Below are 24,760 nucleotides of genomic sequence, written 5' to 3'. Positions count from 1 at the left end.
TCGCGCCTCACGGCCGGCGACGCGCGGGCCGGCCGGAGCGCGCTGCGGTCGGGTCCTTCGGTGGTCGAGGCCTTCGGTGGTCCGGTGGTCCGGTGGTCCGGGCCTCCCGCCGAAGGGCCGGACCGGCCGCACACACCGCCGGGCCGCCGACCGGTCCCGTCGGGGCCGATCGGCGGTCCGGAGCTCCTTTTGCCGGAGAGCGCTGTGCGAGTGGTGCGGGGCGTCAGTGCCGGCCCGTCATCCCCTCTGCCCGTCAGCCCGTCAGCCCGTCAGTCCTGAGCCGTCCCCGCTGCCGGCGCCCGTGCCGTCGCCCGCGTCACCGGCGTCACCCGCCTCACCGGCACCCGCGCCCGCGTCCCCGCCGCCGGCCTGCTCACCGCCCGCCTCGTCGCCACCGCCGACGGCGTCGCCGCCCCCGGCCTCGTCCCCGCCGGCCTCGTCCCCGCCGGCCTGGTCGCCCGCTCCGCCGGCCGCGTCGCCGCCGAGGGTGGCGCCGACCGCCTCCAGGGCGGTGGTGACCGGCTGGAAGAACGTCTCGCCGCCGACGGTGCAGTCCCCGCTGCCGCCGGAGGTCAGGCCGATGGCGAGGCCGTCCTGCGTGAACAGGGAGCCGCCGCTGTCGCCCGGCTCGGCACAGACGTCGGTCTGTATGAGGCCCGTGACCGTGCCCTCGGGGTAGTTGACCGTGGCGTCCAGGCCGAGGACCTGACCGTCGGCCAGCCCGGTCGTACTGCCCATGCGGAAGACCTGCTGACCGACCGTCGCCTCGGCTGCCTGGCCGATCGGGAGGGTCTGGTCGCCGAGGTTGACCTCGCTCGGGGCCTCGGTCGCCGGGTCGTCGTACTTCACGAGTGCGAAGTCACCCTCGCCGGGGAAGACCGCCTGGTCCACGGTCCCGATCGGCTGCCCGTCCTGCGCGTCGGACCACTGGTCGGCCGCGACTCCGCAGTGACCGGCCGTCAGGAAGGCGGGCGAGCCGTCGCCCGCGGTGACGTTGAAGCCGAGTGAGCAGCGCGCGCCGCCGCCGAAGATGGCGTCGCCGCCGGACACGAAGGTCTTGAAGGTGCCGGCGGACTTGTTGACGGTCGCCATGCCGGAGCCGAGGCCCTCGACGGTGGACTCGAGCTGCTCCCACCGGTCGCCGGTGACGGTGCTGTCGGCGGTCACCAGGATCTTGTTGGTGCGCGGGTCGATCGCCCACGAGGTGCCCGGGATGGTCGCCTCGGACTTCAGGGTTTGGGCGCCGCTCCTCAGCTCGGCCATGCTGTTGTCGACCTCGCGGACCTCCGCGCCGGCCTGCTTGGCCTGCACGACGACCTGGTTGTTGTCCCCGGGGACCACGTTGACGACGAGCTGCTGCGCGCCGGAGTCGTAGTACGAGCCGGCGAAGGCGTCGCCGAGCATGCCGGCGAGCCGCGAGGCGAGGTCCGACGCGTCCGCCGCCTTGAGGGTCCTCGGCGCCGCCGCGGCGTCGTCCGAGGATCCGCCGTCCTGCGAGGCGTTGGCGTTCGGCAGCAGGATGGCGGCCGCGCCGAGCGCCACCACACCGCCCGCCGCCATCGCGGCCTTGCGCTTCGGGATTCGCTTGTGACTCAACCTACTCGACCTCCTGGGACCGGGGTCCGTGCCCGCCGGTCCGGCAGCTGTTGGGGGCGCCTGGACGGCTGTTGGTACGCACGGGCCGGGCCGGGTGTTCAGACGGGCCGTCGGACCGCGCCGGATCGACACCCTCCGCATCCGGCCGGGGACGTACGGTTGCGATCACGGAGCGGAATCCCTGCTTCAGCAAATCTGCACATCGAATGCCCAACCCGGTCACCCTCGTTGGGGGATCTGCACAACCCCGCGGTACCCCGCACGTCTTTGGGGCGGGAGTGTCCCAATCGCCCGCGTGCGTGCAAGGGGTGGCACGAGCCGATGTCGCGCACGGTGTGAAGAAGTGGCCGCGAAGGCGTGCGCGGTCCTGCACGCTTGGGCGCCCCGGCGTCGCAAGTGCCCTGGTGGGAGGGATGTTTGATTGGAAGCCCGGACCGGCCGCGTGCTTTGATCCATCGCACCGCGGGGGCCGCGGTCGGCTCCGGAAACGGGCGCCCGGCGCCCGCGGTCGCGGCCGTCATCTGTCCCCAGAGGGGGCCGCTCCCCCCTTGTGAAATAGCTATACGAAGGGAAGTTCCATCATGAACTCCACCCCCCAGGTTGAGACCGTCGAGATCTCCGACGCCGACCTCGACAACGTCTCCGGCGGCCTGAACGTGAACGCCGTCGGCACCGTCACCGGCCTGGTGGACGGCATTGCCCCGGTCTCCGGCCTGCTCAACACGGCCGTCGGCACCGTCGAGGGTGTCACCGGCCTGAACACGGCCCCGGTCACGGGCCTGGTCGCCGGTCTCTGATCGCGCCCTTGTACCGCTGAGTCCCGGAGCCAACCAGGCTCCGGGACTTTTCGGCCGTTCTCCTCAAGCCCGGGATACGTCAGCCGTGCAGTTCCGCCAACAGGCCCTCGCAAAACTCCAGTCACCGGAGGAACTAGACCTTCCGGTGCGTTTCGCCCGCCCGCAGGGCTGGCTGGTGCTGTCCGTGACCGTGGTCGCGATGGCCGCCGCGTCCGTGTGGGCGGTGGGCGGTTCGGTGACCTCCACGGTCGGCGCGCCCGCCATCCTCACCCACGGGCAGGGCAGTTACCTGCTGCAGAGTCCCGTCTCGGGCCAGGTGACCGCGGTCCTCGCGCGCCCGGGACAGCGGCTGGCGGCCGACGCCCCCGTACTGAAGGTCCGCACCGCCGAGGGCGAGACCGTGGTCCGCACGGTCGACGCCGGACGGGTCAGCGCACTCGCGGCCACCGTCGGGCAGATCATCCAGACCGGCGCGAACGTCGCCTCGGTCGAGAAGGTCGCCCACGCCGACGACCCGCTCTACGCCACCGTCTACGTTCCCGCCGAGAAGGCCGCCGCCATCCCCGCGCACGCCTCGGTCGACCTGAGTGTCCAGTCGGTGCCGACGCAGCAGTACGGCGTCCTGCACGGGCAGGTGAAGTCCGTGGACCGCTCGGCGCAGTCGGCGCAGACGATCGGCGCGTTCCTCGGGGACAGCCAGCTCGGCGAGCAGTTCACCAAGGAGGGCAGGCCGGTGGCCGTGACGGTCCGGCTGGACACCTCGAAGTCGACCGAGAGCGGCTACGAGTGGTCCTCCGCGGACGGACCGCCGTTCGAACTGACCTCCATGACCCTGGCCTCGGGCTCGATCCGGCTGGCCGACGAGCGTCCCGTCGATTGGCTGCTGCCGTGAGCACCGCACAGGAGACCCGGGGCAGACGCCGCGCCGCCCCGCCGAAGCGCAGCGTGCCCAAGAGCCGCGCGAAGACGGTCCGTACGCCCACCGTGCTCCAGATGGAGGCGGTGGAGTGCGGGGCAGCCTCCCTCGCGATGGTCCTCGGTCACTACGGCCGCCATGTCCCGCTGGAGGAGCTGCGCATCGCCTGCGGCGTCTCCCGCGACGGGTCGCGCGCCAGCAATCTGCTCAAGGCGGCGCGCAGCTACGGGTTCACCGCCAAGGGCATGCAGATGGACCTGGCCGCGCTCGCCGAGGTGACGGCACCGGCCATCCTGTTCTGGGAGTTCAACCACTACGTCGTCTACGACGGCATCGGGCGCCGGTTCGGACGGCGCGGGGTGTTCATCAACGACCCCGGCAAGGGCCGGCGTTTCGTGTCCCTCGAGGACTTCGACGGGTCCTTCACCGGGGTCGTGCTGACCATGGAGCCCGGTGAGGACTTCACCCGGGGCGGCCGCAAACCGGGCGTGCTGGGCGCGATGCCGGCCCGGCTGCGCGGCACCGCCGGGACGCTGCCCGCCGCCGTGCTGGCGAGCCTGCTGCTGGTGGCGGTCGGCGCGGCGGTGCCCGCGCTCAGCCGCACCTACATCGACATGTTCCTGATCGGCGGACAGACCTCGCTGCTCGGCGTGCTCTTCGCGTCGATGGGAGCCTGTGTGCTGCTGACGGTGGTGCTGACCTGGCTCCAGCAGGCCAACCTCCTGCACGGCCGCATCATCTCCTCCACCCTCTCCAGCGCCCGCTTCCTGCGGCACCTGCTGCGGCTGCCGGTGACCTTCTTCTCCCAGCGCAGCCCGGCCGACCTGGTGCAGCGGCTGCAGTCCAACGACGCCGTCGCCGAGACGCTGGCCCGCGACCTCTCCGCCGCGGGCGTGGACGCGATCGTCGTCGTCCTGTACGCCGTGCTGCTGTACACGTACGACCCCCAGCTCACCTTCGTCGGCGTCGGCGTGGCGCTGCTCAACATCCTCGCGATGCGGGTCGTCATCCGACTGCGCGCGACCCGTACGGCGAAGCTGCGGGCGGACACGGCCCGGCTGACCAACACCGCGTACACCGGTCTCCAGCTGATCGAGACGATGAAGGCGACCGGCGGCGAGGACGGCTACTTCCGCAAGTGGGCCGGCCAGCACGCCACCACGCTGGAGGAGCAGCAGCGGCTCGGGGTGCCGAGCGCCTGGCTGGGCGTGGTCGCGCCGACCCTCGCGACGCTCAACAGCGGGCTGATCCTGTGGATCGGCGGTATGCGCGCGGTGGAGGGGCACATCTCGGTCGGCCTGCTGGTCGCCTTCCAGGCGCTGGTGGTCCGCTTCACGGCTCCGCTGACCCGGCTGAACGGCGTCGCGGGCCGCATCCAGGACTTCGCTGCCGACGTGGCCCGCCTCAAGGACGTGGAGAACTTCCGGGCGGACCCGCTCTACGACCGTCCGGGCGGCACCGACTCGACCCGCCGGCTGCGCGGCCACGTCGAGCTGCAGAACATCTCCTTCGGCTACAACCCGCTGGACAAGCCGCTGCTCACCGGTTTCGACCTCACGGTCGGGCCGGGGCAGCAGGTGGCCCTGGTGGGCGGCTCGGGCAGCGGCAAGTCCACGGTGTCCAGGCTGATCTCCGGTCTGTACGCCCCCTGGGACGGTGTGATCCGCATCGACGGGCAGCGGCTGGACGACATCCCGCGCGGGGCGCTGGCGTCCTCCGTCTCCTTCGTCGACCAGGACGTGTTCCTCTTCGAGGGCTCCGTGCGCGACAACGTGGCGCTGTGGGACCCGTCGATTCCCGACGACGCCGTGGTGGACGCACTCAAGGACGCCGCGCTGTACGACGTGGTGACGCGCAGGCCCGGCGGCATCCACAGCCCGGTCGAGCAGGACGGCCGCAACTTCTCCGGCGGGCAGCGCCAGCGGCTGGAGATCGCACGGGCCCTGGTGCGCCGGCCCAGCATCCTCGTCCTGGACGAGGTGACCAGCGCCCTGGACGCGGAGACCGAGCAGGTGGTGATGGACAACCTGCGCCGGCGCGGCTGCGCCTGCGTGGTGATCGCGCACCGGCTCAGCACCGTGCGGGACAGCGACGAGATCGTCGTCCTGGAGCACGGCACGGTCGTGGAGCGCGGACGGCACGGGGAGCTGGTGGCACGCGGTGGCGCGTACGCGGCTCTGGTCAGGGAGCGGTGAGATGACGGCAGTGCACGAAGGACAGGGCGACCTCGTCCTCGGGGCGCTCGGCTCGCTGGGCACCCGCGTCGACTGCGCCGGGTTCGGCCGGCTCGACCTGGAGGGGCCGCAGGTGCTGTGGCTGGTGGCGTCCGGCGCGGTGGACCTGTTCGCCGTCGACGCCGGGGAGCAGGGCCACTGGCATCACCTGGGCCGCCTCGAGGCGGGCTCGGTGCTGCTCGGGCCGGTCTCCGGGCCCCGGCACACGCTGGTCGCGCGCCCGCTCAGGGACTGCGTGGTGCACCGCATCGCCCTGCGCGAGCTGTACCAGCCGGCGAGCACCCAGACGTGGTCGTACGACGCGTACGGCAACCCGCAGTACGTGCCGCCGACGACGAGCCCGCTGGAGTACGCCCTGGCCCTCGGCGTGGGTCGCGGCCTGACCGTCCTCTTCCAGGCACCGATGGCCTCGGAGCGGGCCGCGGCGCCCACCGACGACGACGTGTTCTGGATGCAGGTGCCGCCGGGCAGCGTGCAGTACGGGGCGGTGTACGGCCAGGAGGCGGCCGCCGATCTGCTGATGGACCCGGCCCTGTGGCAGAGCATGGTCGACCAGCAGTACCGGCTGCTGACCACCCTGGACCGCTGGATCGAGCAACTCGAGCGCACCCACGAGACGCGTACCGCGGCCGGCATCAAGGCCGGTGAGGCGGTGCGCGCCCAGGCCGACCGGACGCTGCTGGCCTCCATCGGCAAGCGGTCGGCGCAGCGCACCACGGCCGCCGACGCCGACGCCACGTACGCGGCGTGCCGGCTGGTCGCCCGCGCCGCCGGGATCCCGCTCGCCGAGCCCGCCCGCAACGGGACCGAGAGCGACCGGCTCGACCCGGTGGAGCGCATCGCCCTCGCCTCGCGCGTGCGCACCCGGTCCGTGCGGCTGGAGGACCGCTGGTGGCGCGACGACGTCGGACCGCTGGTCGGGCACCGGACGCTGTCGGGGGCGCCGGTGGCACTGCTGTGGCGGCGTGGCGGCTATGTGGCCGTGCATCCGGCGACCGGTCGTGAGACGCCGGTGGAGAAGGCGAACGCCGCGGAGTTCGAGCCGCGCGCGGTGATGTTCTACCGGCCGCTGCCCGAGCGGCGGCTCAGTCCGCTCAGGCTGCTGCGGTTCTGTCTGTCGGGCACGCGCGGGGATCTGACCGGGCTGCTGCTCGCCGGTCTGGTGACGGTGGCGATCGGCGCGCTGGTGCCGATCGCGACGGGCAGGGTGCTCGGCGAGTTCGTGCCGAAGGCGCAGACCGGGCTGATCGCGCAGGTGTGCCTCGCGGTGATGCTGAGCAGCGTCGTCGCCGCGGCCTTCATGCTGCTGCAGAACCTCACCATCCTGCGTCTCGAGGGGCGGATCGAGGCGACCCTGCAACCGGCCGTGTGGGACCGGCTGCTGCGGCTGCCGACGAAGTTCTTCACCGAGCGTTCCACCGGCGAGCTGGCGAGCGCGGCCATGGGCATCAGCGCGATCCGCAGACTGCTGGCGGGGGTCGGCCCGACCGTGGCGCAGTCGGTGACCGTCGGGGCGATGAACCTGGGGCTGCTGCTCTGGTACAGCGTGCCGATGGCACTCGCGGCGATCGGCATGCTGGTGGTCGTCGCCGGTGTCTTCCTGGGGCTCGGGCTGTGGCAGGTGCGCTGGCAGCGGCGGCTGGTCAAGCTCACCAACAAGCTGAACAACCAGGCCTTCCAGACCCTGCGCGGGCTGCCCAAGCTGCGGGTCGCGGCCGCCGAGAACTACGCGTACGCGGCCTGGGCGGGTCAGTTCGCGCGCAGCCGTGAGCTCCAGCAGCGGGCGGGGCACGTCAAGAACCTGAACTCGGTGCTCGGCGCGGTGTACCTGCCGCTGTGCACGCTGCTGATGTTCATGCTCCTCGCCGGTCCGGCGCGGGGCTCGATGTCGGCGGCGGAGTTCCTCACCTTCAACGCGGCGGTGACGATGCTGCTGACCTCGGTCACCCAGCTGACCGGCGCGTTCGTGTCGGGGGTGGCGGCGCTGCCGCTGTTCGAGGAGATCAGGCCGGTGCTGGACGCCACGCCCGAGGTGCGCACGGCCAGCACCCGGCCGGGGCCGCTGTCGGGGGCGATCGAGGCGCGCCGGCTGTCGTTCCGGTACACCGACGACGGGCCGCTGGTCCTGGACGACGTGTCCTTCGAGGTGCGGCCGGGCGAGTTCGTGGCGGTCGTCGGGCCCAGCGGCTGCGGCAAGTCGACCCTGCTGCGGCTGCTGATCGGCTTCGACCGGCCGCTGTCGGGCAGTGTCCTGTACGACGGCCAGGACCTGGCCGCGCTGGACCAGTCGGCGGTGCGCCGGCAGTGCGGGGTGGTGCTTCAGCACGCGCAGCCCTTCACCGGCTCGATCATGGACGTCATCTGCGGCACCGAGCCGTACACGCCGGAGGAGGCGATGGCGGCGGCCGAGATGGCGGGGCTCGCGGAGGACATCAAGCGGATGCCGATGGGCCTGCACACCATCGTGTCGGGCAGCGGGGCGGTCTCCGGGGGCCAGCGGCAGCGGCTGATGATCGCGCAGGCGCTGATCCGCCGGCCGCGCGTCCTCTTCTTCGACGAGGCGACCAGCGCCCTGGACAACGAGACGCAGCGCACCGTGATCGAGTCCACCAAGGCGCTGAACGCCACCCGGATCGTGATCGCGCACCGCCTGTCCACGGTGCTCGACGCCGACCGCGTGATCGTGATGGAGGACGGCAGGGTCGCCCAGCAGGGTCCGCCCGCCGCGCTGCTGGCGGACACCGGCGGCCGGCTGCACGAGCTGGTGCGGCGGCAGCTCGCCTGACGGGTACCGGGGCGGCGGGCGTGCCCGGCCGGGTCCGCCCGGTTTCCGGCCGTGGCGCCCCGGATGCCGTTGGACCGGCGCGTAAATGGGTACCTGCGCCTTCATGCGTATCAGCGTGGTGGATGTGGGGTCGAACACGGTCCGGCTCATGGTGGCGGACGCGGAGGGCGGGGTCCCGCTGCCGGTGCACACCGCGAAGTGGCGGCTGCGGCTGTCGGAGCAGGTCAAGCCCGGGGGCCCGGTCCCCGAGGAGGCCGTGGAGCGGCTCGTGGCGGCGGTCGCCGACGCGAGCAGGACCGCGGACCGGTGGGGGGCGTCGGGGCCGCTGGCGTTCGCCACCGCCGTGGTGCGTGCCGCGCCGAACCGCCGGGAGGTGCTGCGCACCGTCCACGCCCGCACCGGGGTGCCGCTGTGCACCCTGCCGGGCGAGGTGGAGGCGGAGCTGACGTTCCTGGGGGCCCGGCGCTGGATGGGCTGGCGGGCGGGACCGCTCGCCCTGCTCGACATCGGCGGCGGCTCGCTGGAGGTGGCGTTCGGGCGCGGCCGGCTGCCGGGCTTCGTGGCCTCGCTGCCGCTGGGGGCGGCCCGGCTGACCCACGAGTTCCTGGCGGGCGGCGAGGCCCCGGCGCCGCCGGACCAGCTGCGGGCGTTGCGCCGCAAGGTCCGCCATCAGCTGCGGGACGTCGCGGCGCGGATCCGCTGGGAGGGGCCGCGCACGGCCGTGGCCACCTCACGGACCTTCCAGCAGCTGGGGCGGCTGTGCGGTGCCCCGCCCGGCCGGCACGGGCCCTTCATGGAGCGGCGGATGCTCTGCTCGGACCTGGGGGACGCGGTCGGCCGGCTGGCCGCCCTGTCCGCCGCCGAGCGGGCCCGGCTGCCCGGGATCTCCGCACCGCGCGCGGCACAGAGCCTGGCCGGCGCCGTCGTCGGGCACACCGCGATGAAGCTGACCGGACTCGAATCGGTCGCGCTGTGTCCCTGGGCGATCCGTGAGGGCATCCTGCTGCGCCACATAGAGGACGGCCCGTCCTGGTGGGCCGAGGTCGTCCGCCGCAGCGAGGAGGCCGTGGCCCCGGCTCCGGTGCCCCTGCGCCTGGCGGCCACGTCGAACTGACCGGGAACCCGAACGACTGGAAGGAGACGTTCGTGTCCCACAAAGGCGACCGCGACCACCAGCGGCCCGAGACCGCCGTCGAGGAGGTGCTGCGCGAGATCGAGGAGGCAAAGCCCCGCGACGCGGAGTCCGAGGAGGGCGAGCACCGGGGCGAGGCGGGGGACGCCACCTCGCCGAACACCGGCGCCCAAAAGGATGTCGAGGGAGAGTGACGCCCCGTACCGCGGCACCGCGGGTGCCGCGGCGGCGTCCGGGTACTCGCGGCGCATGGAGTACGACCGCGAAGGACCACAGTTGCCGACGGCCCGGGGCCCGCTTGCCGCGGCCGTCGGCGCCCACCTGCTGGGGACGGGCCCACTGCCCGGCCCGGAGGCGGTCGCCGCCGCCCCGGTGTACGGCGACGACCTGCAGCTCGCCCTGTACCAGTGCTACGAGCTGCACTACCGGGGTTTCGCGGGCGTGTCCCCCGGCCTCGAGTGGGACCCGGAACTGCTGCGCACCCGGGCGGCGCTGGAGGACCGCTTCCTGTCGGCGCTGCGGGCCGACACCCGGGTGCACGAGAGCGTTGAGGACGCGGTCGGGGCGCTGCTCGTCGAACCCGTCCACGGCGAGGGCGTCAGCCACTTCCTGCGGGACGAGGGTGAGTTGTGGCAGCTGCGGGAGTACGCGGCCCAGCGCTCCCTGTACCACCTCAAGGAGGCCGACCCGCACGCCTGGGTGCTGCCGCGGCTGTGGGGACGCGCGAAGGCGGCGATGGCCGCGGTCGAGTTCGACGAGTACGGCGGCGGCCGTGCCGAGCGGGTGCACGCCCGGCTGTTCGCCGACCTGATGGCGGATCTGGGCCTGGACACGACCTACGGGAGCCATCTGGACGCGGCCTCCGCCGAGTGTCTGGCGACGGTGAACATGATGTCCCTGTTCGGCCTGCACCGGGCGCTGCGCGGCGCCCTGGTGGGGCATTTCGCGGCGGTGGAGATCACCTCGTCGCCCGGTTCCCGGCGGCTCGCCGAGGCGATGCGCCGCACCGGTGCCGGGCCGGCCGCCGAACACTTCTACGACGAGCACGTCGAGGCCGACGCGGTGCACGAGCAGATCGTGCGGCACGAGGTGATCGACGGCCTGCTGGAGCAGGAACCGTGGCTCGCGGCGGACGTCGCCTTCGGCATCGACGCCACCGGGCATCTCGAGGACCGCTTCGGCGCCCGGCTGCTCGCCGACTGGCGGGCGGGACGGTCGTCCCTGCGCGTACCGCTGCCGGTCGCCCCGGCTCTCCGCGCCGATTCCGAAATTTCTCATATTTCGTGACGGCCGGGGTACGTGGGTTCCGTGAATTTCATGGTGCTACCGGGCGTCTACGCCCCTCAGGAGGACACCGCCCTGCTGGCCGGGGCGCTGTCCGACGAGTCGCTGCCCCCGGGGGCGGCCGTGCTCGACGTGGGCACCGGCACGGGCGCCCTCGCCCTGGCGGCGGCGCTGCGGGGCGGCCGGGTGACCGCGGTGGACGTGTCGTGGCGCGCCGTGTGCGCCGCGCGGCTCAACGCCGCCCGGGCCGGGCTGCGGATCCGCGTCCGGCACGGGAACCTCTTCACGCCCGTACGCGGTGAGTCGTTCGACCTGGTGCTGGCCAACCCGCCGTATGTCCCGGCGCCGGCCGGCGCCCGACGTCCGCGTGGTGCGGCACGGGCCTGGGACGCGGGCCACGACGGTCGCATGGTCCTGGACCGGATCTGCCGGGAGGCGCCCGTTCTGCTGCGCCCCGGCGGGGTGCTGCTGCTCGTGCAGTCGGCGCTCAGCGACCCCGGGCGGACCGTCGGGCTGCTGCGCGAGGCGGGTCTGAAGGCCGCGGTGACGCGGCGGCGGCGGATCGCGTTCGGTCCCGTGGTGCGCGGCCGGGAGCACTGGCTGCGGCAGCGCGGGCTGCTGTCCCTGGCCGAGTACGAGGAGGAACTGGTGGTCGTCCGTGCCGAACTCCCCGTCTGACTCCCCCGGCCCGTCCGACGCCTCCCGCCCGACCGGCGCCTCCCGCCCGAGCGACGCCCCGCGCCGGATCAAGGTCCAGCGCCGGGGCCCGATGCTGGTGGAGGGGCCGGTGGAGGTGGAACTGGAGGACGGGACGACGGTGTCCTGCGACCGCTTCCGGGTCGCGCTGTGCACGTGCCGGCGCAGCAGGCGCTACCCCTGGTGCGACACCAGCCACCGCGCCAGGTCGTCCGGAGCCGGTGACGGGCAGGACGCGAGGGACTGACCCCCGCCGGCCGCCCCTGGTCCAGGAGGACGGCGGACGGCCCCACTCCGTCCGCCGTCCCCGGTGCGGGACCGCGGGACCCGTGCGGCGGCGCTCGCACTCCCCAGTAGCGAGCCGCCGGTCACACCGCCCGGGCCGAACGGTCCCGGTCCCTCAGAACGTGAAGACGCTCGCGCTGCCCGCGTTCTTCACGCACTCGTTGGCGAAGGTGCGTTCGTAGGAGAGGCGCCGGCCCTGCCAGACGCCGTCGACGGTGACGACGACGGGGGCGTACTCCCGGGTGCACATCACCCCGTCCTCGGCGGTCAGGGCGTCGAGGTCGCCGCCCGCGCCGCGCAGTTCGGCGCAGGCCGCGTCGGCTGCGGGGTGGGTTCCCGAGGCCGTGGGGGCGCAGGTCAGGGTGACCGCGCGCAGGGGTGCGGCGGTGGCAGCGCTCTCTCCGTGCCCCACGGTCAGCACCAGGGCCGAGGGGGCGTAGAGCGACGCGGGGGCGGTGGCCGGGGAGGCGAGGGAGGCCCCGGCGAGGGGCCCGCAGACGGCGGTGGCCGTCAGGCCCAGAGTCGCTGCCCAGCGCGCGGTGTTCCGCATTGTGTGCATCCTTCCGCTCTTTCGAGGGTGTTGACGCCGGCCCGGCTCGGTTGGTGCCGGAACGGCGAGCGCGAGTCTGCCGAGTCCGCCGTCGAAACTCATCTCGACCCCACGGGATTCGGTAACATTGCGTATTGAATCAGTGGCGTGAAGTCACGAAATTCGAACGTTCCAAGTCCGGAACGGGACGGTTCTTGATCGATTATTGAGACCCGAACTGGCCGGATGGCGTGATCCACACGTTCGCCAATAGGCCTGAAACACCCCTGAAACAGGCCCGTCCCCCCTGGCGGCCGACCACGGCATACCGGCGAGTATGGTGCTGGCGGCGCGAGCTCGACGACGAGAGGCGGACGTGGGATGCCGAAGCACTGGGCGGACTTCCAGTACGAGATCTATCTGAACGGCATGACGGGCGCGGTGCCGCGGCTGCCCACCGACCTGACCCGGCTGGAGGAGCTGACCGCGCATCGGCTGGGCCCCGGACCCGTCGGGTACGTCGCGGGCAGCGCCGGTGACGGCAGCACCGCCCGCGCCAACCGGGCGGCTCTAAACCGGCGCCGGATCGTCCCGCGCATGCTGCGGGACGTGCACGAACGCGACCTCTCGGTCGAGGTGCTCGGCCGTCCGCTGCCCGCCCCGCTGGCGCTGGCGCCGGTGGGGGTGCTGTCGATCATGCACCCGGACGCGGAGCCGGCCGCCGCACGGGCCGCCGCCGCGCAGGGGGTGCCGTACATCCTCTCCTCCGCCTCCAGCACGCCGATGGAGCAGGTCGCCGAGGCGATGGGCGACGCCGAGCGCTGGTTCCAGCTGTACTGGCCCAAGGACCGCGAGGTGGCGCGCAGCTTCCTGCACCGCGCCGGGTCCGCCGGGTACAGCGCGCTGTTCGTCACGCTGGACACGCCGCTGCTGTCCTGGCGCCCGCGCGATCTCGACCAGGCGTGCCTGCCCTTCCTGCACGGGGTGGGCACCGCGAACTACTTCTCGGACCCGGCGTTCCGAGCCGGTCTGGCCAAGCCGGTGCACGAGGACCCGAACGCGGCGGTGATGCACTTCGTCGGCATGTTCTCCGATCCCGGCAAGTCCTGGCCGGATCTGGCGTTCCTGCGGGAGAACTGGGACGGCCCGATCGTCCTCAAGGGCGTCCTGCACCCGGACGACGCCAAGCTCGCCGCCGACGCCGGGATGGACGGCGTGGTCGTCTCCAACCACGGCGGCCGTCAGGTGGCCGGTTCCGTCGCGGCGGCCGACGCGCTGGAGCGGGTGGTGGCGGCGGTCGGCGACCGGCTCACCGTGCTGTTCGACAGCGGCGTCCGCACCGGCGACGACGTCTTCAAGGCCCTCGCGCTCGGCGCGCGGGCGGTGCTCCTGGGCCGTCCCTACGTCTATGGGCTGGGCCTGGACGGACAGGCGGGCGTCGAGCACGTGATCCGCTGCCTGCTCGCCGAACTCGACCTCACCCTGGCCCTGTCCGGCCACGCCTCACCGGCGACGCCGGGACCCGAGGACCTCGTCGAGGACCCGGTGTGAGGGTCCGGTGGTGCGCCGTCCCGCGCCGATGAGGCCGCCGCCGACGGCGCGCCGGTTCCCTCAGCCGCCCGACAGCTCCACCGCCCGCGCGCCCGGGGTGTCGGTGCGGGCGATCGACAGGGAGCCCTCCGCCGTCGGCACCGGGTCGGTCCGCCAGCGCTGGGCCTCGGACCCGTCACGCACCTTCACGACGAGGTCGGCGTCCGGCGCGCCGGTGGTGGTGGCGAGCACGAGCTGCCGCTGTCCGCGCGGCACCAGTACCCCCTCGCCGGTCAGGTCGTAACGCACGTCGTCGCCCCGCTCGGTGCCCTCGTCGGCGCAGGTACCGAGAACGACGACTCCGGCGTCCGCCCGCGAGTCCAGACACAGCCCGGGGTCGGCGACACTGCGCAGCAGTCCGTCGTCCTCGTAGGTCCACTGCTGGGTCCACGCCTCGGAGCACGCCGCCAGCCGGGCGCCCGCCCCCGCCTTCGGTTCGCCCCGGACGTCGAGGCACAGGTTCGCGGCGACGTTGCGCAGCCGCGTCCGGTCGGCCGACGTGGGCAATCCGGCCGCGCCGGACGGTTTCGGACGGCTCGTCGCGGACGTCTCGCCGTCGCCGTCGACGGCGCTGGTGGAGGCGGCCGGATCGGCGCCGCCGCCGTCGTAGGACCACACGCTCACCACCAGCACGACGGCCAGCACTCCGGCCGAGGCGGCGCCTAGCTGTCGGAGCACCGACCGGCCCGAGCGCGGGCGGCCGGGCAGGCGCACGGGCACCGGAATCCGGGCCAGCAGTCCGGGGCGTCCGTTCCGGTGCCGGGCGGCGCCCTTGGCCAGCGCGCCCAGCGTCACGCGCGCCGGACGGGAGTCGAGATAGCGCCGGGCGCCCCAGCCGAGCACGGCTTCGGCGATCAGCGTGCCCAACTCACGCTCGAAGTGCCCGAGTTGATCGGCAGCGTGCCGGCAGTGACGGCAGTCCGCCAGGTGCTTGCGGACATCCGGCAGCAGGGCGCCGCCGCGGCGAATCGGGACGTCGAGCAGCCGGCTGTGGAAGCGGCAGTCCTGACTCGGCGCGAGCTGCCTATGGGCGTGGAGACAACCCTCGCGGAATTTCTCCCGCGCTTGTTCGAGGGTGGCCGACGCGGTGTCGGTATCCATGCCGAGCAGACCGGCCGGGACACTTATGGACTCGCCCTCCACCTCCGTGTGCCATAGCAAACAACGGGCCGGTCCGGGAAGAGACGCGAATGCCCGGGCGGCCAACGTCCGGTTTTCCGGAGTCAGGGACTTCGCCGCCCGCATACCACGTCCGCCGGCGGGTTTGAGCAACTGCGGCAGAACGTCGGATATCGAGTCGTCGGCCGACCACTGCCGGACCGTGTCGCGGACGGCCACCAGCAGGCGCGGCCGCAGGGCGGTGGCCTGTTCGCCCTGGGCGAGGCGGGCCAGCACCCGGTGCCAGGCGGCTGCGGTGACCATGGCGGTGACCTGCGCCGACGTGGCGAGGCAGATGGTCGCGTAGTCGTGCGCGGGCTGCCAGTGGCGGGCCATCAGCAGGGCGGCGACCTGGGCGGCCTCGCTCTCCGGGCCGTCCCGGAGCCGCGCGGCCAGCAACTCGTCGGACTCCCCGGGGGCCCCGCCGGGGGGCGGGTACGCGGGTCGAGGGGGGTGGGGGGTGGGCACTGAGGTGGTTCCTTCCCACGCGCAGGTGACTCAGAAGTTCCGATGCCGAAAAGGACCCACGGATTGGTGTGTACCTCTTGGGCAGGGCACGGGGGGCGTGAATTCGCCATGGCGAAATCGGACCCGGCCCGTCAAAGCGCGTGCGAGACCCGGCCTTTACCCCCCGCACGGGTGCTTCACTCTCGCACAAACCACTCATGGTCAACAAGGCGACCGAGCAACATCGGCCGCCTTTGAAAGAAGGTCAGATTCCATTGCCTCCCATGGGGCCGCGCCGGCTTTCGGATTTCTCCGGCGGCCGGCGCGGCGCTCGAGGGCTCGGGGGCTCGGGGGTCAGCCCTGGTCCGCCACGAAGGAGGCCATCCTGGCCAGCGCGGCGTTCCAGTTGATGGTGTGCTCGTTGGTCGACCAGGACTGGATGTCGTCGATGAAGCAGAACTGACCGACGCAGCCCTGGAGTTTGCTCTGCGCGTAGGGGTCCTGAATGCTCGAGTTCGGGCCGCCGGACAGGGTGCCGTCGGGCGGCGCCGGCAGCGCGGGGTCGAGCTGGTGGGCGTACCAGCGGCTGTGCTGGTTGTGCGCGTTGACCTCGCCGTAGCCGGTGACGTACGACATGTTCAGCGCGTTGCGGCCGAGGATGTAGTCCATGCTCTGGACGGCGCCGTCACGGTATTTGGAACCCCCGGTGATGTCGTAGGCGGTGGCGAGGACGACGGCGTTGTTGAGGACCTGGTGGCTGGAGCCCCAGTCGTACAGGTTGTTGTCGGGCGCGTAGGGCATGCCGTACGGGTGCGCCTTCAGCGTGGCCAGGTAGCCGTCGGCGCCCCGGACGACGGAACGGCGGACCTTGTCCCGGCCGGGGAGCCGGTTCGGCACGGTCGCCAGGTCGAGGCGGGCGGCGGCCGCGGTGCGCGCCCAGTCGAAGCCGATCGGGCCGAAGATGTCGGCGGTGTGGACCGGGGAGTTCAGCACGTGGTCCTTGAAGTCCCGCTCCCCCGTCGTCAGGTACAGCTCGGCCGCGGCCCAGTAGAACTCGTCCTCGACCTGGGCGTCGGGGTAGGCGCCGCCACCGACGCCGTCGCTCTCGTCGGCGAGCAGGTCCGGGTGGGCGAGGGCCGCCGCCCAGGCGGTGCGGGCCGCGTCCAGTGCCTTCGCGGCGAACTCACGGTCGTAGGGGCGGTACAGGCGGGCGGCCTGCGCGGCCGTCGCCGCCAGGTTCAGGGTCGCCGCGGTGGTCGGCGGGTGCAGTTCGCGCTTTTGCGGGTCGTCGCTCGGCAGCAGCGGCAGCCCGGTCCACTGCTCGTCGTGGATCTTGTGGTGGGCCATGCCGGCCAGCGGCTGTCCCTGGGGCACCTGCATCTTCAGCAGGAAGTCCAGCTCCCAGCGGGCCTCGTCGAGGATGTCGGGCACCTTGTTGCCGCTCTCGGGGATCTCGAGCGTGCCGTCACCGAGCTTGGCCGGCTCCCCCGTGCGCGCGTGCAGCGAGCGCTCGTAGGTGCTCAGCAGCTCCCAGGTGGAGATGCCGCCGTTGACGACGTACTTGCCGTGGTCGCCGGCGTCGTACCAGCCGCCGGAGACGTCCAGGGTGTAGTCGCACACGCCGGGTTGGCAGGGCACCTCGGTGTCGCCCTGGTTGGGTGCCGTGCCCACGTGCCCGGCGGGGCGGGCGTAGCCGGGGCGCAGGTCGCCGCTGATGGCGGTGCCGCTGCGCTGGGTGTAGTAGTACTTCGCGGAGTCGGTGCGCAGCCGCTCGTAGGCGGCCGTGCCGATGTCGAACGGGCGGCTGGTCTCGCCGTCGGCGACCAGGGTGTAGCCCTCGCCGCGCTTCTTGTAGCGGCCGAAGTCGATCGAGTGGACGTTCTGCCCGGAGGAGGCGTCCACGCCGCGCGGCACGCTGCGGCCGTGGGCGACGACCCGGCCGGCGTCGTTCTTCAGCTGCCACGGCAGGCGCGAGGTCGCGTCGGTGACGAGCGTGGCGTTCTTCGGGCCGTCCGGCAGGTAGGCGACCTGGTTGACACGGACCCGCGGTCCGGTGTCCGGCACGTACGGCTCGGGTGCCACGCCGCCCAGCAGGGACACGTCGTCCACACAGAACCGCCAGGCGTCGGGCGTGCCGCCGAGCTGGAAGCCGACCTGGCCCTGGGCGGTGTCGACGGGCGAGGTGAAGGTGTAGGAGTACGTGTCGCCGGAGACGCTCAGCTGCGGGCTGACCTCGTAGTAGGTGTCGTACGGCGACACCGACAGGCCCACGATCGCGCGGACCACGTGGCCGGCGGGCGTACCGGTGGCGGTGAAGGAGAACTTGTACGACTCCCCCGCGACCAGGGTGATGTCGTTCTGGCCGACGGCCGCGTCCCACCGGTTGGTGGTGCCGCCGGGCGCGTCGGCGCACAGCCGCCCGTCGGAGGCGTCCGCGGTGACGTTGCTGCTGGTCCACCAGGAGTCGGTGCCGTTGTCGAAGGTGCCGTTCCTGACCTGCTCGGTCTCCTCGGCGCCGGCCGGGGCGGCGGGCAGCGCGGTGACGGCCGCCGCCAGCAGGGCCGTCAGGGAGACGAGCGCGGTTCTGCGTCTTTTCACGTCCGGGCTCCTCGGGGGAGGTGGCGCTCGCCCTGGAATGGGAGCGCTCCCAAATGCGGTCGCAGGCCATGCTTGTGGCAGACATGACATGCCGTCAACGGTCCGGACGGGACCGGTTTTCCCGACCGGTTCCCGCCCGGATCGCGTCCGGACCCCGCCCGGACCCCGTCCGGATCCCGTCCGGACCGCCCCGCGAGGCCTCAGGCGGCGGGTGCCTCCAGACGGCTGACGCGGATCGCTCCCCGCGCCTCACCGGGGTGACGGCTGGGCAGCGTGAGGCGGACGCGGGAACCGCGCACCGCGTCGAAGGTGATCACGGTGGGCGCGTCGGAGGCGGTCGCCCAGTCGGTCCGCGCCCCTCGGGCCGCGCGCCAGGCCCGGCCGTCCCAGACGGCGACTTCGACCGTCGAGGGCAGGCTGTGCGCGGCGTCCACGGTGAAGGAGACCTCGATCCGGTCGTAGGTGCGCCGGCGCCCGTGGTCGACCGAGATCCAGTCCTCGGCGCGCGCCCCGTCGAAGGCGGGCAGCAGGGCGGTGGCCGCCTTCTGGAAACCGTTGGACCAGCCGGTGGCCGGGTCGCCGTCGAGCACGGCGGCGGGGAGGGTGTCGGGCCGGCCGGAGTAACTGGCGTCGGCGTGCGGGTGGTTCACGGGCGCCGGGTGCTCGGGGCCAAACTCCGGGGCCGGTGTGGTCGCCCGGTCCGAGGCCCGCCGCGCGTGCACCGTGGCCGTGTCGGTGCGCAGCCCGTCCGCGCGGGCGCTCACCCGCACCGTCCCCGGCCGGGTGCCGGACCGGACGACGGCGAGCGCCTTGCCGTGGAAGGCGGTGCGGGTACTGGCCTGATAGCGCTCGGCGCTCTCCTGGCGGCCGTTGTCGAGTCCGGCCAGCGAGCCGCCGGCGACGTCGAAGGAGATCAGGTGCTCGGCGCCGGGCACCACCACGCCGTGCCGGTCGACCACCTCGGCGGTGACGAAGACCAGGGAGCGGCCGTCGGCGGCGACGCTCTCGCGGTCCGGGGTGAGACGTACGGCGTGCGGCGTTCCGGCGGTGCGCAGGACGTCGGTGGCCACCACCCTGCCGCCCCGCCGGGCGACGGCCTTCAGCTCGCCCGCCTCGAAGGGCACCCTCCAGGTCAGATGGAGCTTGCCCGCACTGCCGTTGGCACTGGTGTAACTGCCCGGGTAGGGGCCGTCGGTGAAGGTCTTGTCGTCGCCGGTGGCCTCGGTGGTCTCCAGGTAGGTCCGGCCGTCGACGGTCTTCTTCGTGTCGAATCGGCGGGTGCCGTGGGACTTGCCGTTCAGGTACAGCTCGACGGTGTCGACGTTGGCGTACGCCCAGACCTCGACGGTGTCGCCCTCGCGGTGGTTCCACGTCGTCGGCAGCAGGTGGACCATCGGCTCGTCGGTCCACTGGCTGCGGAACAGGTGGTACATGTCCTTCGGGAAGCCGGCCGTGTCGACCGCGCCGAAGAAGGACGCCTTGACCGGGAAGACGTCGTACGGGGTCGGCTCTCCGATGTAGTCGATGCCGGACCACAGGAACTGGCCGGCGAACCACTTGCGGTCCCGGTCCTTCTTGTGGCCGTACTCGCCGCTCATCGTCCACGAGGCGAGGTTGTTGTCGTAGGACGAGGTGGCCCGCCGCCCCGGGGTGTGGTTCTCGCCGGTGTTGAGGTGTTCCGGCTCCTGGTAGGTGCCGCGCGTGGAGGTCTCGGAGGACGACTCCGACTCGAAGAGGAACAGGTGCGGGTAGGCCGCGTGCAGGTCGTCCACCGACTTGGCGGTGTTGTAGTTGAGTCCGAGTCCGTCCAGCTTGGCCAGCATCAGGTCGGCCGCGGAGCCCTTGGTGGGCATCCGGCGGTATTTGTCGGAGCCGATGACCAGCGGGCGGGTGTCGTCGGCGGCCCGGATCGCGTCGATGATCCGGTCGGCCATGGCGAGTCCGGCGGTGGAGGTGGAGTCGGGGACCTCGTTGCCGATGGACCACATGACGACGGCGGGCGAGTTGCGGGCCGCGAGCACCATCTCGGTGGCGTCCTTCTCGCACCACTCGTCGAAGAACCGGCCGTAGTCGTAGCGGTTCTTGCCGGTGCGCCAGCAGTCGAAGGCCTCCACCAGCATGATGATGCCCATCTCCTCGCAGACCTCGATCATCTCGGGCGAGGGCGGGTTGTGGGAGGTGCGGAAGGCGTTGACGCCCATCGACTTCATGATGGTCATCTGGCGGCGGATCGCGTCGAGGCTGACGGCGGCGCCGAGCGCGCCGAGGTCGTGGTGCAGGTCGACGCCCTTGATCTTGGCGTGCGCGCCGTTGAGGTGGAAGCCCTCGTCGGGGTCGACGTGGAAGGTGCGGATGCCGAACGGGGTGCGGTAGGTGTCGACGGTCTTTCCGGCGACGCGCAGTTCGGTGTGCAGGGTGTAGCGGTGCGGGGTCGCGAAGTCCCACGGGCGGGGGTGCGCGACGGTGAGTTCGTGGGTCTCGTCCGCCTCGTCGGCGACGTGGGCCGTGGAGGCGGCGCGGGCCACCGTGCGTCCGTCGGCGTCCTCGACCGTCGACCGGATCTCGACCTCGCGCGGGGTCCCCGAGGCGTTCACGACCGAGGTCTCCACCCGGACGACGGCGCTCTTCGCGCTCACCCGCGGCGTGGTGACGTACGTGCCCCAGCGCCGTACGTGCACCGGTTCGGTGACGACGAGGCGGGCCTCGCGGTAGATGCCGCTGCCGGAGTACCAGCGGCTGCTCGGCAACTGGTTGCGCACCTGCACGGCGAGGACGTTCTGGGTGCGGCCGTCGGTGTGCACCAGGTCGGTGAGGTCGAGGGCGAAGCCGGTGTAGCCGTAGGGGTGGCGGCCGGCCTCCCGGCCGTTGCAGTGGACGCGGGCGTCCATGTACACGCCGTCGAACTCGACCGAGATCCGCTTCCCGGCGAGCGCGGGCGGCAGGGTGAAGGCGAGGCGGTACCAACCGAGGCCGCCCGGCAGGAAGCCGGTGCCGCTGGTGGTGCCGTGCTCGGTGGTGGGCGCCTGTTCGATGCTCCAGTCGTGCGGGACGGCGACCTCGCGCCACGCCGAGTCGTCGTACCCGGGGTCGGCGGCGTCCGTGGCGTCCTCGGCCGCTCCGTCGGCGTCGACCAGCCGAAAGCGCCAGCCGTCGCGCAGGGCGACGGTGCTGCGGCCCGCGGCGCCGCCGGTCGCGTCCGCGGCCCACGAGGGGGTGGCGAGCACCAGCCCGGCCGCGGGCGTGGCGGCGGAGGCGATCAGAACCGATCTGCGCGTGACCGTCATGACGGATCTCCCTCATCGGAACTCAGAAGTACTCACAAGTGATCGTGAACAAACAGATTCTGACGTCGCGCCATACGCGCCCGTCAAGGGCACGGAAAGCTCTTTCTGTCTTGGGCGGCCCGGACCGCCCGGTGCCCGCGCGGCGGCCGGGATCCGTGGGCCGCGTGGGTTCGGGTCCGCACCGGGCCCGAAGCCACTACGCTGGGAACAAGGTGACGCGCTGTTCACTGTGAGTGCGCAATGGAGTGGCGACGATGAGTCCGGTCAACCCGTTCGACGATGCCGCCACGGCCCGCGTCGTCGTCGACGACTCCGGCACCCTGCGGGAGTGGAACGAGGGCGCCCGCCTGCTGCTCGGCCACCCGGCCGCCGAGGTCGTGGGGCGCCCCGCCGCCGACCTGCTCGCCGACAGCCGGGACGGCACCCCTCCCGGGCGCGAGGACGAACAGTGGAGCGGCACCCTGGCACTGCGGCACCGCGACGGGGGCACCGTGTCGGCGTGGGTGCTCGCGCACCGCAGACCGGCGCCGGACGGCAGGCCGGGCGCGTGGCTCGCCGTCACCCCGCTGGAGGCCGGTCCCGAACCGGAGGACGACCCGCTGATCAGAGCGGCCCTCACCCAGTCCCCCTGCGCCATGATGATCTTCGACGACCGACTGCTGCTGCGCGGGATCAACGACGCGATGGCGCGGCTGGTGGGGCTCCCGTCCGACCGCGTCCGCGGTCTGCGGGCCACCGACCTCAGCGCCCGGCCGCAGAACGTGGAGCTGGAACGGCAGATGCGGCGGGTGCTGGCCTCCGGCCTCCGGCACGACATGCAGACCCGGCTCAGGGCCGTCGGCGAGAGCCGCGCCCACGCGTGGAACGCCCGAATCGCGCCGCTCACCGACCCCGGCGGCCAGGTGTGCGGCGTGTGCGTGAGCGCCCACGACTTCACCGAGCAGCACCGCGCCCGGGAACGGCTGCAACTGGTGAACGAGGCCAGCGTGCGCATCGGCAGCACACTGGACGTCACCCGTACGGCCCAGGAACTGGCGGACGTGTGCGTTCCCGCGCTCGCCGACTTCGTCAGCGTCGACCTGCTGGACCCGCGGGAGCACGGCGGTGAGCCCGCCACCGTGGTCGAACCGCCGGTCGGCCTGCGCCGGACGGCCCACCGGTCGGTCACCGCCGACTGCCCGCAGGCGGTGGCCGGGACCGGACAGCTGGACGTCTACCCGGCCGGCTCCCCCCAGGCGGAGTGCCTGCTCTCGGGTCAGGCGATCGTGGCCGCGGAGGCCTTCGGCGACCTGGAGCGCTGGATGGAGTGGGACCCGGTCCGTCTGCGGCGGGTGAAGGAGTACGGCATTCACTCCACGATGTCGGTGCCGCTCCAGGCCCGCGGCACCACCCTCGGCGTCGCGGTCTTCACCCGTTTCCGGCGTCCCGACCCGTTCATGCACGACGACGTGCTGCTGGCCGAGGAGGTCAGTGCCCGCGCCGCCGTCTGCATCGACAACGCCCGCCGCTACAGCCGGGAGCGGGAGGCCACGCTGACTCTGCAGCGCAGCCTGCTGCCCCGGTGGCTGCCGCCCACCGCCGCGGTCGAGGCGGCCTCGCGCTACCTTCCGGCGGCCCGCTCGGGCGTCGGCGGCGACTGGTTCGACGTCATCCCGCTGTCCGGGATGCGGGTCGCCATGGTCGTCGGGGACGTCGTCGGCCACGGCATCCCTGCCTCGGCCACCATGGGCCGGCTGCGCACCGCCGTCCGCACCCTCGCCGACATCGACCTGACGCCCGAGGAGCTGCTCACCCACCTCGACGACCTGGTCGTCCGGCTGTCCGAGGAGTCCGGCGACGACCGGGCGGGCGAGGTCGGCGCGACCTGTCTGTACGTGGTGTACGACCCGGTCTCGCGACGCTGCTCCCTGGCCCGGGCGGGTCATCCGGCGCCCGTCCTGATCCCGCCGGACGAGCCGCCCGGGCTGGTCGAGCTGCCCTCCGGGCCGCCGCTGGGCGTGGGCGGGCTGCCGTTCGAGTCGGCCGAGCTGGAGCTGCGCGAGGGCAGCGTGCTGGCGCTCTACACCGACGGCCTGGTCGAGAGCCGGGAACGGGACACCGACGAGGGCCAGGCACGGCTGCGCGAGGCCCTGGCCGCCCCCGCCGACTCCCTGGACACCGCCTGCGACCGCGTACTGCGCACCCTCCTCCCCTCGGGCAGCGCCGCCGACGACGTGGCCCTGCTGCTGGCCCGTACCCGCGGCCTGCCCGCCGGACAGGTCGCCACCTGGGACATCCCCGCCGACCCGTCACTGGTCGCCCCGGTACGCAAGCAGGTCCTGGACCAGCTGGACACCTGGGGCCTGCTGGAGGCGTCCTTCACCGCCGAGCTGGTCGTGAGCGAGCTGGTCACCAACGCCATCCGGTACGGCTCCCCGCCCATCCGGCTCCGGCTGATCCACGACACGGCCACACTGATCTGCGAGGTCTCCGACACCAGCCACACCGCGCCGCACCTGCGCCGGGCCAAGACCTGGGACGAGGGCGGCCGCGGACTGCTGCTGGTCGCCCAGCTCACCCAGCGCTGGGGCAGCAGGCACACGACCGAGGGCAAGACGATCTGGGCCGAGCTGGGGCTGGTCGACGACGAGGAGTGAACCCCTCGTGCACCGGTGGCCGTTCGCCGGACGGCCGTTTCCCGGGCGGTGCGACGGGACACTCGACAGCACAGGACGTACGGCGCCGCCTCGGACCGGGGCCGTACGCGAGACCTGACGGGAGTGTGGACAGCGATGGCGAACACGTCCCAGCCGATGCGCCGGACGGCCCTGCTCGCGAGCGCGGTGGCGCTCCTGGGCCTGTTGACCGCCTGCGGCAACGAGAACGCCACGTCGAGCACCCCGCGACCCACCGAGGCCGCCCGCACGACCGGTCCGGACACCGGCAGCGGGAGCGGCACCGACACCGCGCCCGCGGTCGGCGCCGCGCCGAGCGACACCGCCGGATCGGCCTCCGCCTCGGCCCGCACCGACGGCCGCTGCCACACCTCCGAGCTGCGGGCCGCCGTCGGCCGGGTGGACCCGGGGGCCGGCCAGCGCAACTTCCCCGTCGTGCTGACCAACACCTCCGAGCGCACCTGCACGCTGTACGGCTACCCGGGCGCCGCCTTCGTGGACGCGTCCGGCGGGCAGCTGGGTCCGGACCCCGAGCGCACGCCCGCCTCCCCGGAGACGGTGACGCTGACGCCCGGCAGGAGCGCGTGGGCCGGGCTGTCGTTCTCCAGTCCGCAGATCAGCGGCGCCCGCACGGCCACTCCGGCGGCGCTGCTCGTCACCCCGCCCGACGAGCGGGAGCCCCTCGAGGTGAAGTGGACGGCCGGCGAGGTCCCGGTGAGCGGCAACGCGTCCTCGGTGTCCGTCACCGCCCTGGAGGCGGGCACCGGCCCGTGAC

General features: G+C 73.0%; 17 protein-coding genes. 12 read left to right on the top strand and 5 right to left on the bottom strand.

What is annotated here, in order from left to right; genetic code table 11:
* Positions 1 to 261 precede the first annotated feature (261 nt).
* A complete protein-coding gene (locus ACGH7X_RS36105; protein WP_399893792.1) occupies positions 262 to 1,596 on the bottom strand; it encodes a S1 family peptidase in 1,335 nt (444 codons plus the stop codon).
* Positions 1,597 to 2,177: 581 nt separating this feature from the next.
* Here ACGH7X_RS36105 and ACGH7X_RS36100 point away from each other — a divergent pair.
* The 9 genes from ACGH7X_RS36100 (at position 2,178) to ACGH7X_RS36060 (ending at position 11,687) form a co-directional block, all read left to right on the top strand.
* Positions 2,178 to 2,393, top strand: coding sequence for a hypothetical protein (locus tag ACGH7X_RS36100; protein ID WP_003978108.1), 216 nt, complete (start codon positions 2,178 to 2,180; stop codon positions 2,391 to 2,393).
* A gap of 85 nt (positions 2,394 to 2,478) precedes the next feature.
* On the top strand, positions 2,479 to 3,285 hold the full coding sequence (locus ACGH7X_RS36095; protein WP_399893789.1) for an HlyD family efflux transporter periplasmic adaptor subunit: 807 nt from the start codon (positions 2,479 to 2,481) through the stop codon (positions 3,283 to 3,285).
* Positions 3,282 to 5,504 (top strand): NHLP family bacteriocin export ABC transporter peptidase/permease/ATPase subunit, encoded by a 2,223-nt coding sequence (locus ACGH7X_RS36090; RefSeq protein ID WP_399893786.1) that lies wholly within the window; start codon positions 3,282 to 3,284, stop codon positions 5,502 to 5,504. Before ACGH7X_RS36095 ends, ACGH7X_RS36090 begins: the two co-directional genes overlap by 4 nt.
* A gap of 1 nt (position 5,505) precedes the next feature.
* A complete protein-coding gene (locus ACGH7X_RS36085; protein ID WP_399893783.1) occupies positions 5,506 to 8,328 on the top strand; it encodes an NHLP bacteriocin export ABC transporter permease/ATPase subunit in 2,823 nt (940 codons plus the stop codon).
* Between the two features lie 103 nt (positions 8,329 to 8,431).
* Positions 8,432 to 9,442 (top strand): Ppx/GppA family phosphatase, encoded by a 1,011-nt coding sequence (locus ACGH7X_RS36080; RefSeq protein ID WP_399893780.1) that lies wholly within the window; start codon positions 8,432 to 8,434, stop codon positions 9,440 to 9,442.
* A gap of 32 nt (positions 9,443 to 9,474) precedes the next feature.
* Entirely contained in the window at positions 9,475 to 9,654 is a 180-nt protein-coding gene (locus tag ACGH7X_RS36075; protein ID WP_399893777.1) for a hypothetical protein, read from the top strand.
* Between the two features lie 55 nt (positions 9,655 to 9,709).
* Entirely contained in the window at positions 9,710 to 10,747 is a 1,038-nt protein-coding gene (locus tag ACGH7X_RS36070) for an iron-containing redox enzyme family protein (protein ID WP_399897587.1), read from the top strand.
* 30 nt (positions 10,748 to 10,777) lie between these two features.
* Complete coding sequence (locus ACGH7X_RS36065; protein WP_399893774.1) at positions 10,778 to 11,422, top strand: HemK2/MTQ2 family protein methyltransferase; 645 nt, start codon at positions 10,778 to 10,780, stop codon at positions 11,420 to 11,422.
* Between the two features lie 91 nt (positions 11,423 to 11,513).
* Positions 11,514 to 11,687, top strand: a complete 174-nt coding sequence (locus ACGH7X_RS36060) for a CDGSH iron-sulfur domain-containing protein (RefSeq protein ID WP_399897584.1) — start codon at positions 11,514 to 11,516, stop codon at positions 11,685 to 11,687.
* Between the two features lie 153 nt (positions 11,688 to 11,840).
* On the opposite strand, the gene ACGH7X_RS36055 is transcribed toward ACGH7X_RS36060, so the two are convergent.
* The gene (locus ACGH7X_RS36055) at positions 11,841 to 12,275 is read right to left on the bottom strand and encodes a protease inhibitor (RefSeq protein ID WP_399893772.1); all 435 of its coding nucleotides are present in this window, start codon (positions 12,273 to 12,275) and stop codon (positions 11,841 to 11,843) included.
* 360 nt (positions 12,276 to 12,635) lie between these two features.
* Between ACGH7X_RS36055 and ACGH7X_RS36050 the strand changes: the two genes are divergently transcribed.
* On the top strand, positions 12,636 to 13,805 hold the full coding sequence (locus ACGH7X_RS36050; protein ID WP_399893769.1) for a lactate 2-monooxygenase: 1,170 nt from the start codon (positions 12,636 to 12,638) through the stop codon (positions 13,803 to 13,805).
* Positions 13,806 to 13,865: 60 nt separating this feature from the next.
* Here the strand turns inward: ACGH7X_RS36050 and ACGH7X_RS36045 are convergent, their stop codons facing one another.
* The 3 genes from ACGH7X_RS36045 to ACGH7X_RS36035 form a co-directional block, all read right to left on the bottom strand.
* Entirely contained in the window at positions 13,866 to 15,470 is a 1,605-nt protein-coding gene (locus tag ACGH7X_RS36045) for a ricin-type beta-trefoil lectin domain protein (protein ID WP_399893766.1), read from the bottom strand.
* Between the two features lie 333 nt (positions 15,471 to 15,803).
* Complete coding sequence (locus ACGH7X_RS36040) at positions 15,804 to 18,047, bottom strand: cellulase (protein ID WP_399893763.1); 2,244 nt, start codon at positions 18,045 to 18,047, stop codon at positions 15,804 to 15,806.
* 200 nt (positions 18,048 to 18,247) lie between these two features.
* Positions 18,248 to 21,331 carry a glycoside hydrolase family 2 TIM barrel-domain containing protein gene (locus ACGH7X_RS36035; protein ID WP_399893760.1) on the bottom strand — a complete coding sequence of 1,028 codons (3,084 nt, stop codon included), beginning with the start codon at positions 21,329 to 21,331 and terminating at the stop codon, positions 18,248 to 18,250.
* Positions 21,332 to 21,585: 254 nt separating this feature from the next.
* On the opposite strand from ACGH7X_RS36035, the gene ACGH7X_RS36030 reads away from it, so the two are divergent.
* Together ACGH7X_RS36030 and ACGH7X_RS36025 are read left to right on the top strand one after the other, a co-directional pair.
* The gene (locus tag ACGH7X_RS36030; protein ID WP_399893757.1) at positions 21,586 to 23,967 is read left to right on the top strand and encodes a SpoIIE family protein phosphatase; all 2,382 of its coding nucleotides are present in this window, start codon (positions 21,586 to 21,588) and stop codon (positions 23,965 to 23,967) included.
* Positions 23,968 to 24,102: 135 nt separating this feature from the next.
* The gene (locus tag ACGH7X_RS36025; RefSeq protein ID WP_399893754.1) at positions 24,103 to 24,759 is read left to right on the top strand and encodes a DUF4232 domain-containing protein; all 657 of its coding nucleotides are present in this window, start codon (positions 24,103 to 24,105) and stop codon (positions 24,757 to 24,759) included.
* Position 24,760: the final 1 nt, after the last annotated feature.

The sequence above is a fragment of the Streptomyces sp. BBFR51 genome (assembly GCF_044591655.1).
GTDB lineage: Bacteria > Actinomycetota > Actinomycetes > Streptomycetales > Streptomycetaceae > Streptomyces.
This window is presented reverse-complemented; position numbering and strand designations above follow the sequence as displayed.

Coding starts and splice junctions, on each gene's coding strand:
- ACGH7X_RS36100 (WP_003978108.1), top strand. CDS start 2,178: ATGAACTCCACCCCCCAGGTTGAGACCGTCGAGATCTCCGACGCCGAC.
- ACGH7X_RS36085 (WP_399893783.1), top strand. CDS start 5,506: ATGACGGCAGTGCACGAAGGACAGGGCGACCTCGTCCTCGGGGCGCTC.
- ACGH7X_RS36080 (WP_399893780.1), top strand. CDS start 8,432: ATGCGTATCAGCGTGGTGGATGTGGGGTCGAACACGGTCCGGCTCATG.
- ACGH7X_RS36070 (WP_399897587.1), top strand. CDS start 9,710: ATGGAGTACGACCGCGAAGGACCACAGTTGCCGACGGCCCGGGGCCCG.
- ACGH7X_RS36065 (WP_399893774.1), top strand. CDS start 10,778: ATGGTGCTACCGGGCGTCTACGCCCCTCAGGAGGACACCGCCCTGCTG.
- ACGH7X_RS36060 (WP_399897584.1), top strand. CDS start 11,514: ATGCTGGTGGAGGGGCCGGTGGAGGTGGAACTGGAGGACGGGACGACG.
- ACGH7X_RS36055 (WP_399893772.1), bottom strand. CDS start 12,275: ATGCGGAACACCGCGCGCTGGGCAGCGACTCTGGGCCTGACGGCCACC.
- ACGH7X_RS36050 (WP_399893769.1), top strand. CDS start 12,636: ATGCCGAAGCACTGGGCGGACTTCCAGTACGAGATCTATCTGAACGGC.
- ACGH7X_RS36035 (WP_399893760.1), bottom strand. CDS start 21,331: ATGACGGTCACGCGCAGATCGGTTCTGATCGCCTCCGCCGCCACGCCC.
- ACGH7X_RS36030 (WP_399893757.1), top strand. CDS start 21,586: ATGAGTCCGGTCAACCCGTTCGACGATGCCGCCACGGCCCGCGTCGTC.
- ACGH7X_RS36025 (WP_399893754.1), top strand. CDS start 24,103: ATGGCGAACACGTCCCAGCCGATGCGCCGGACGGCCCTGCTCGCGAGC.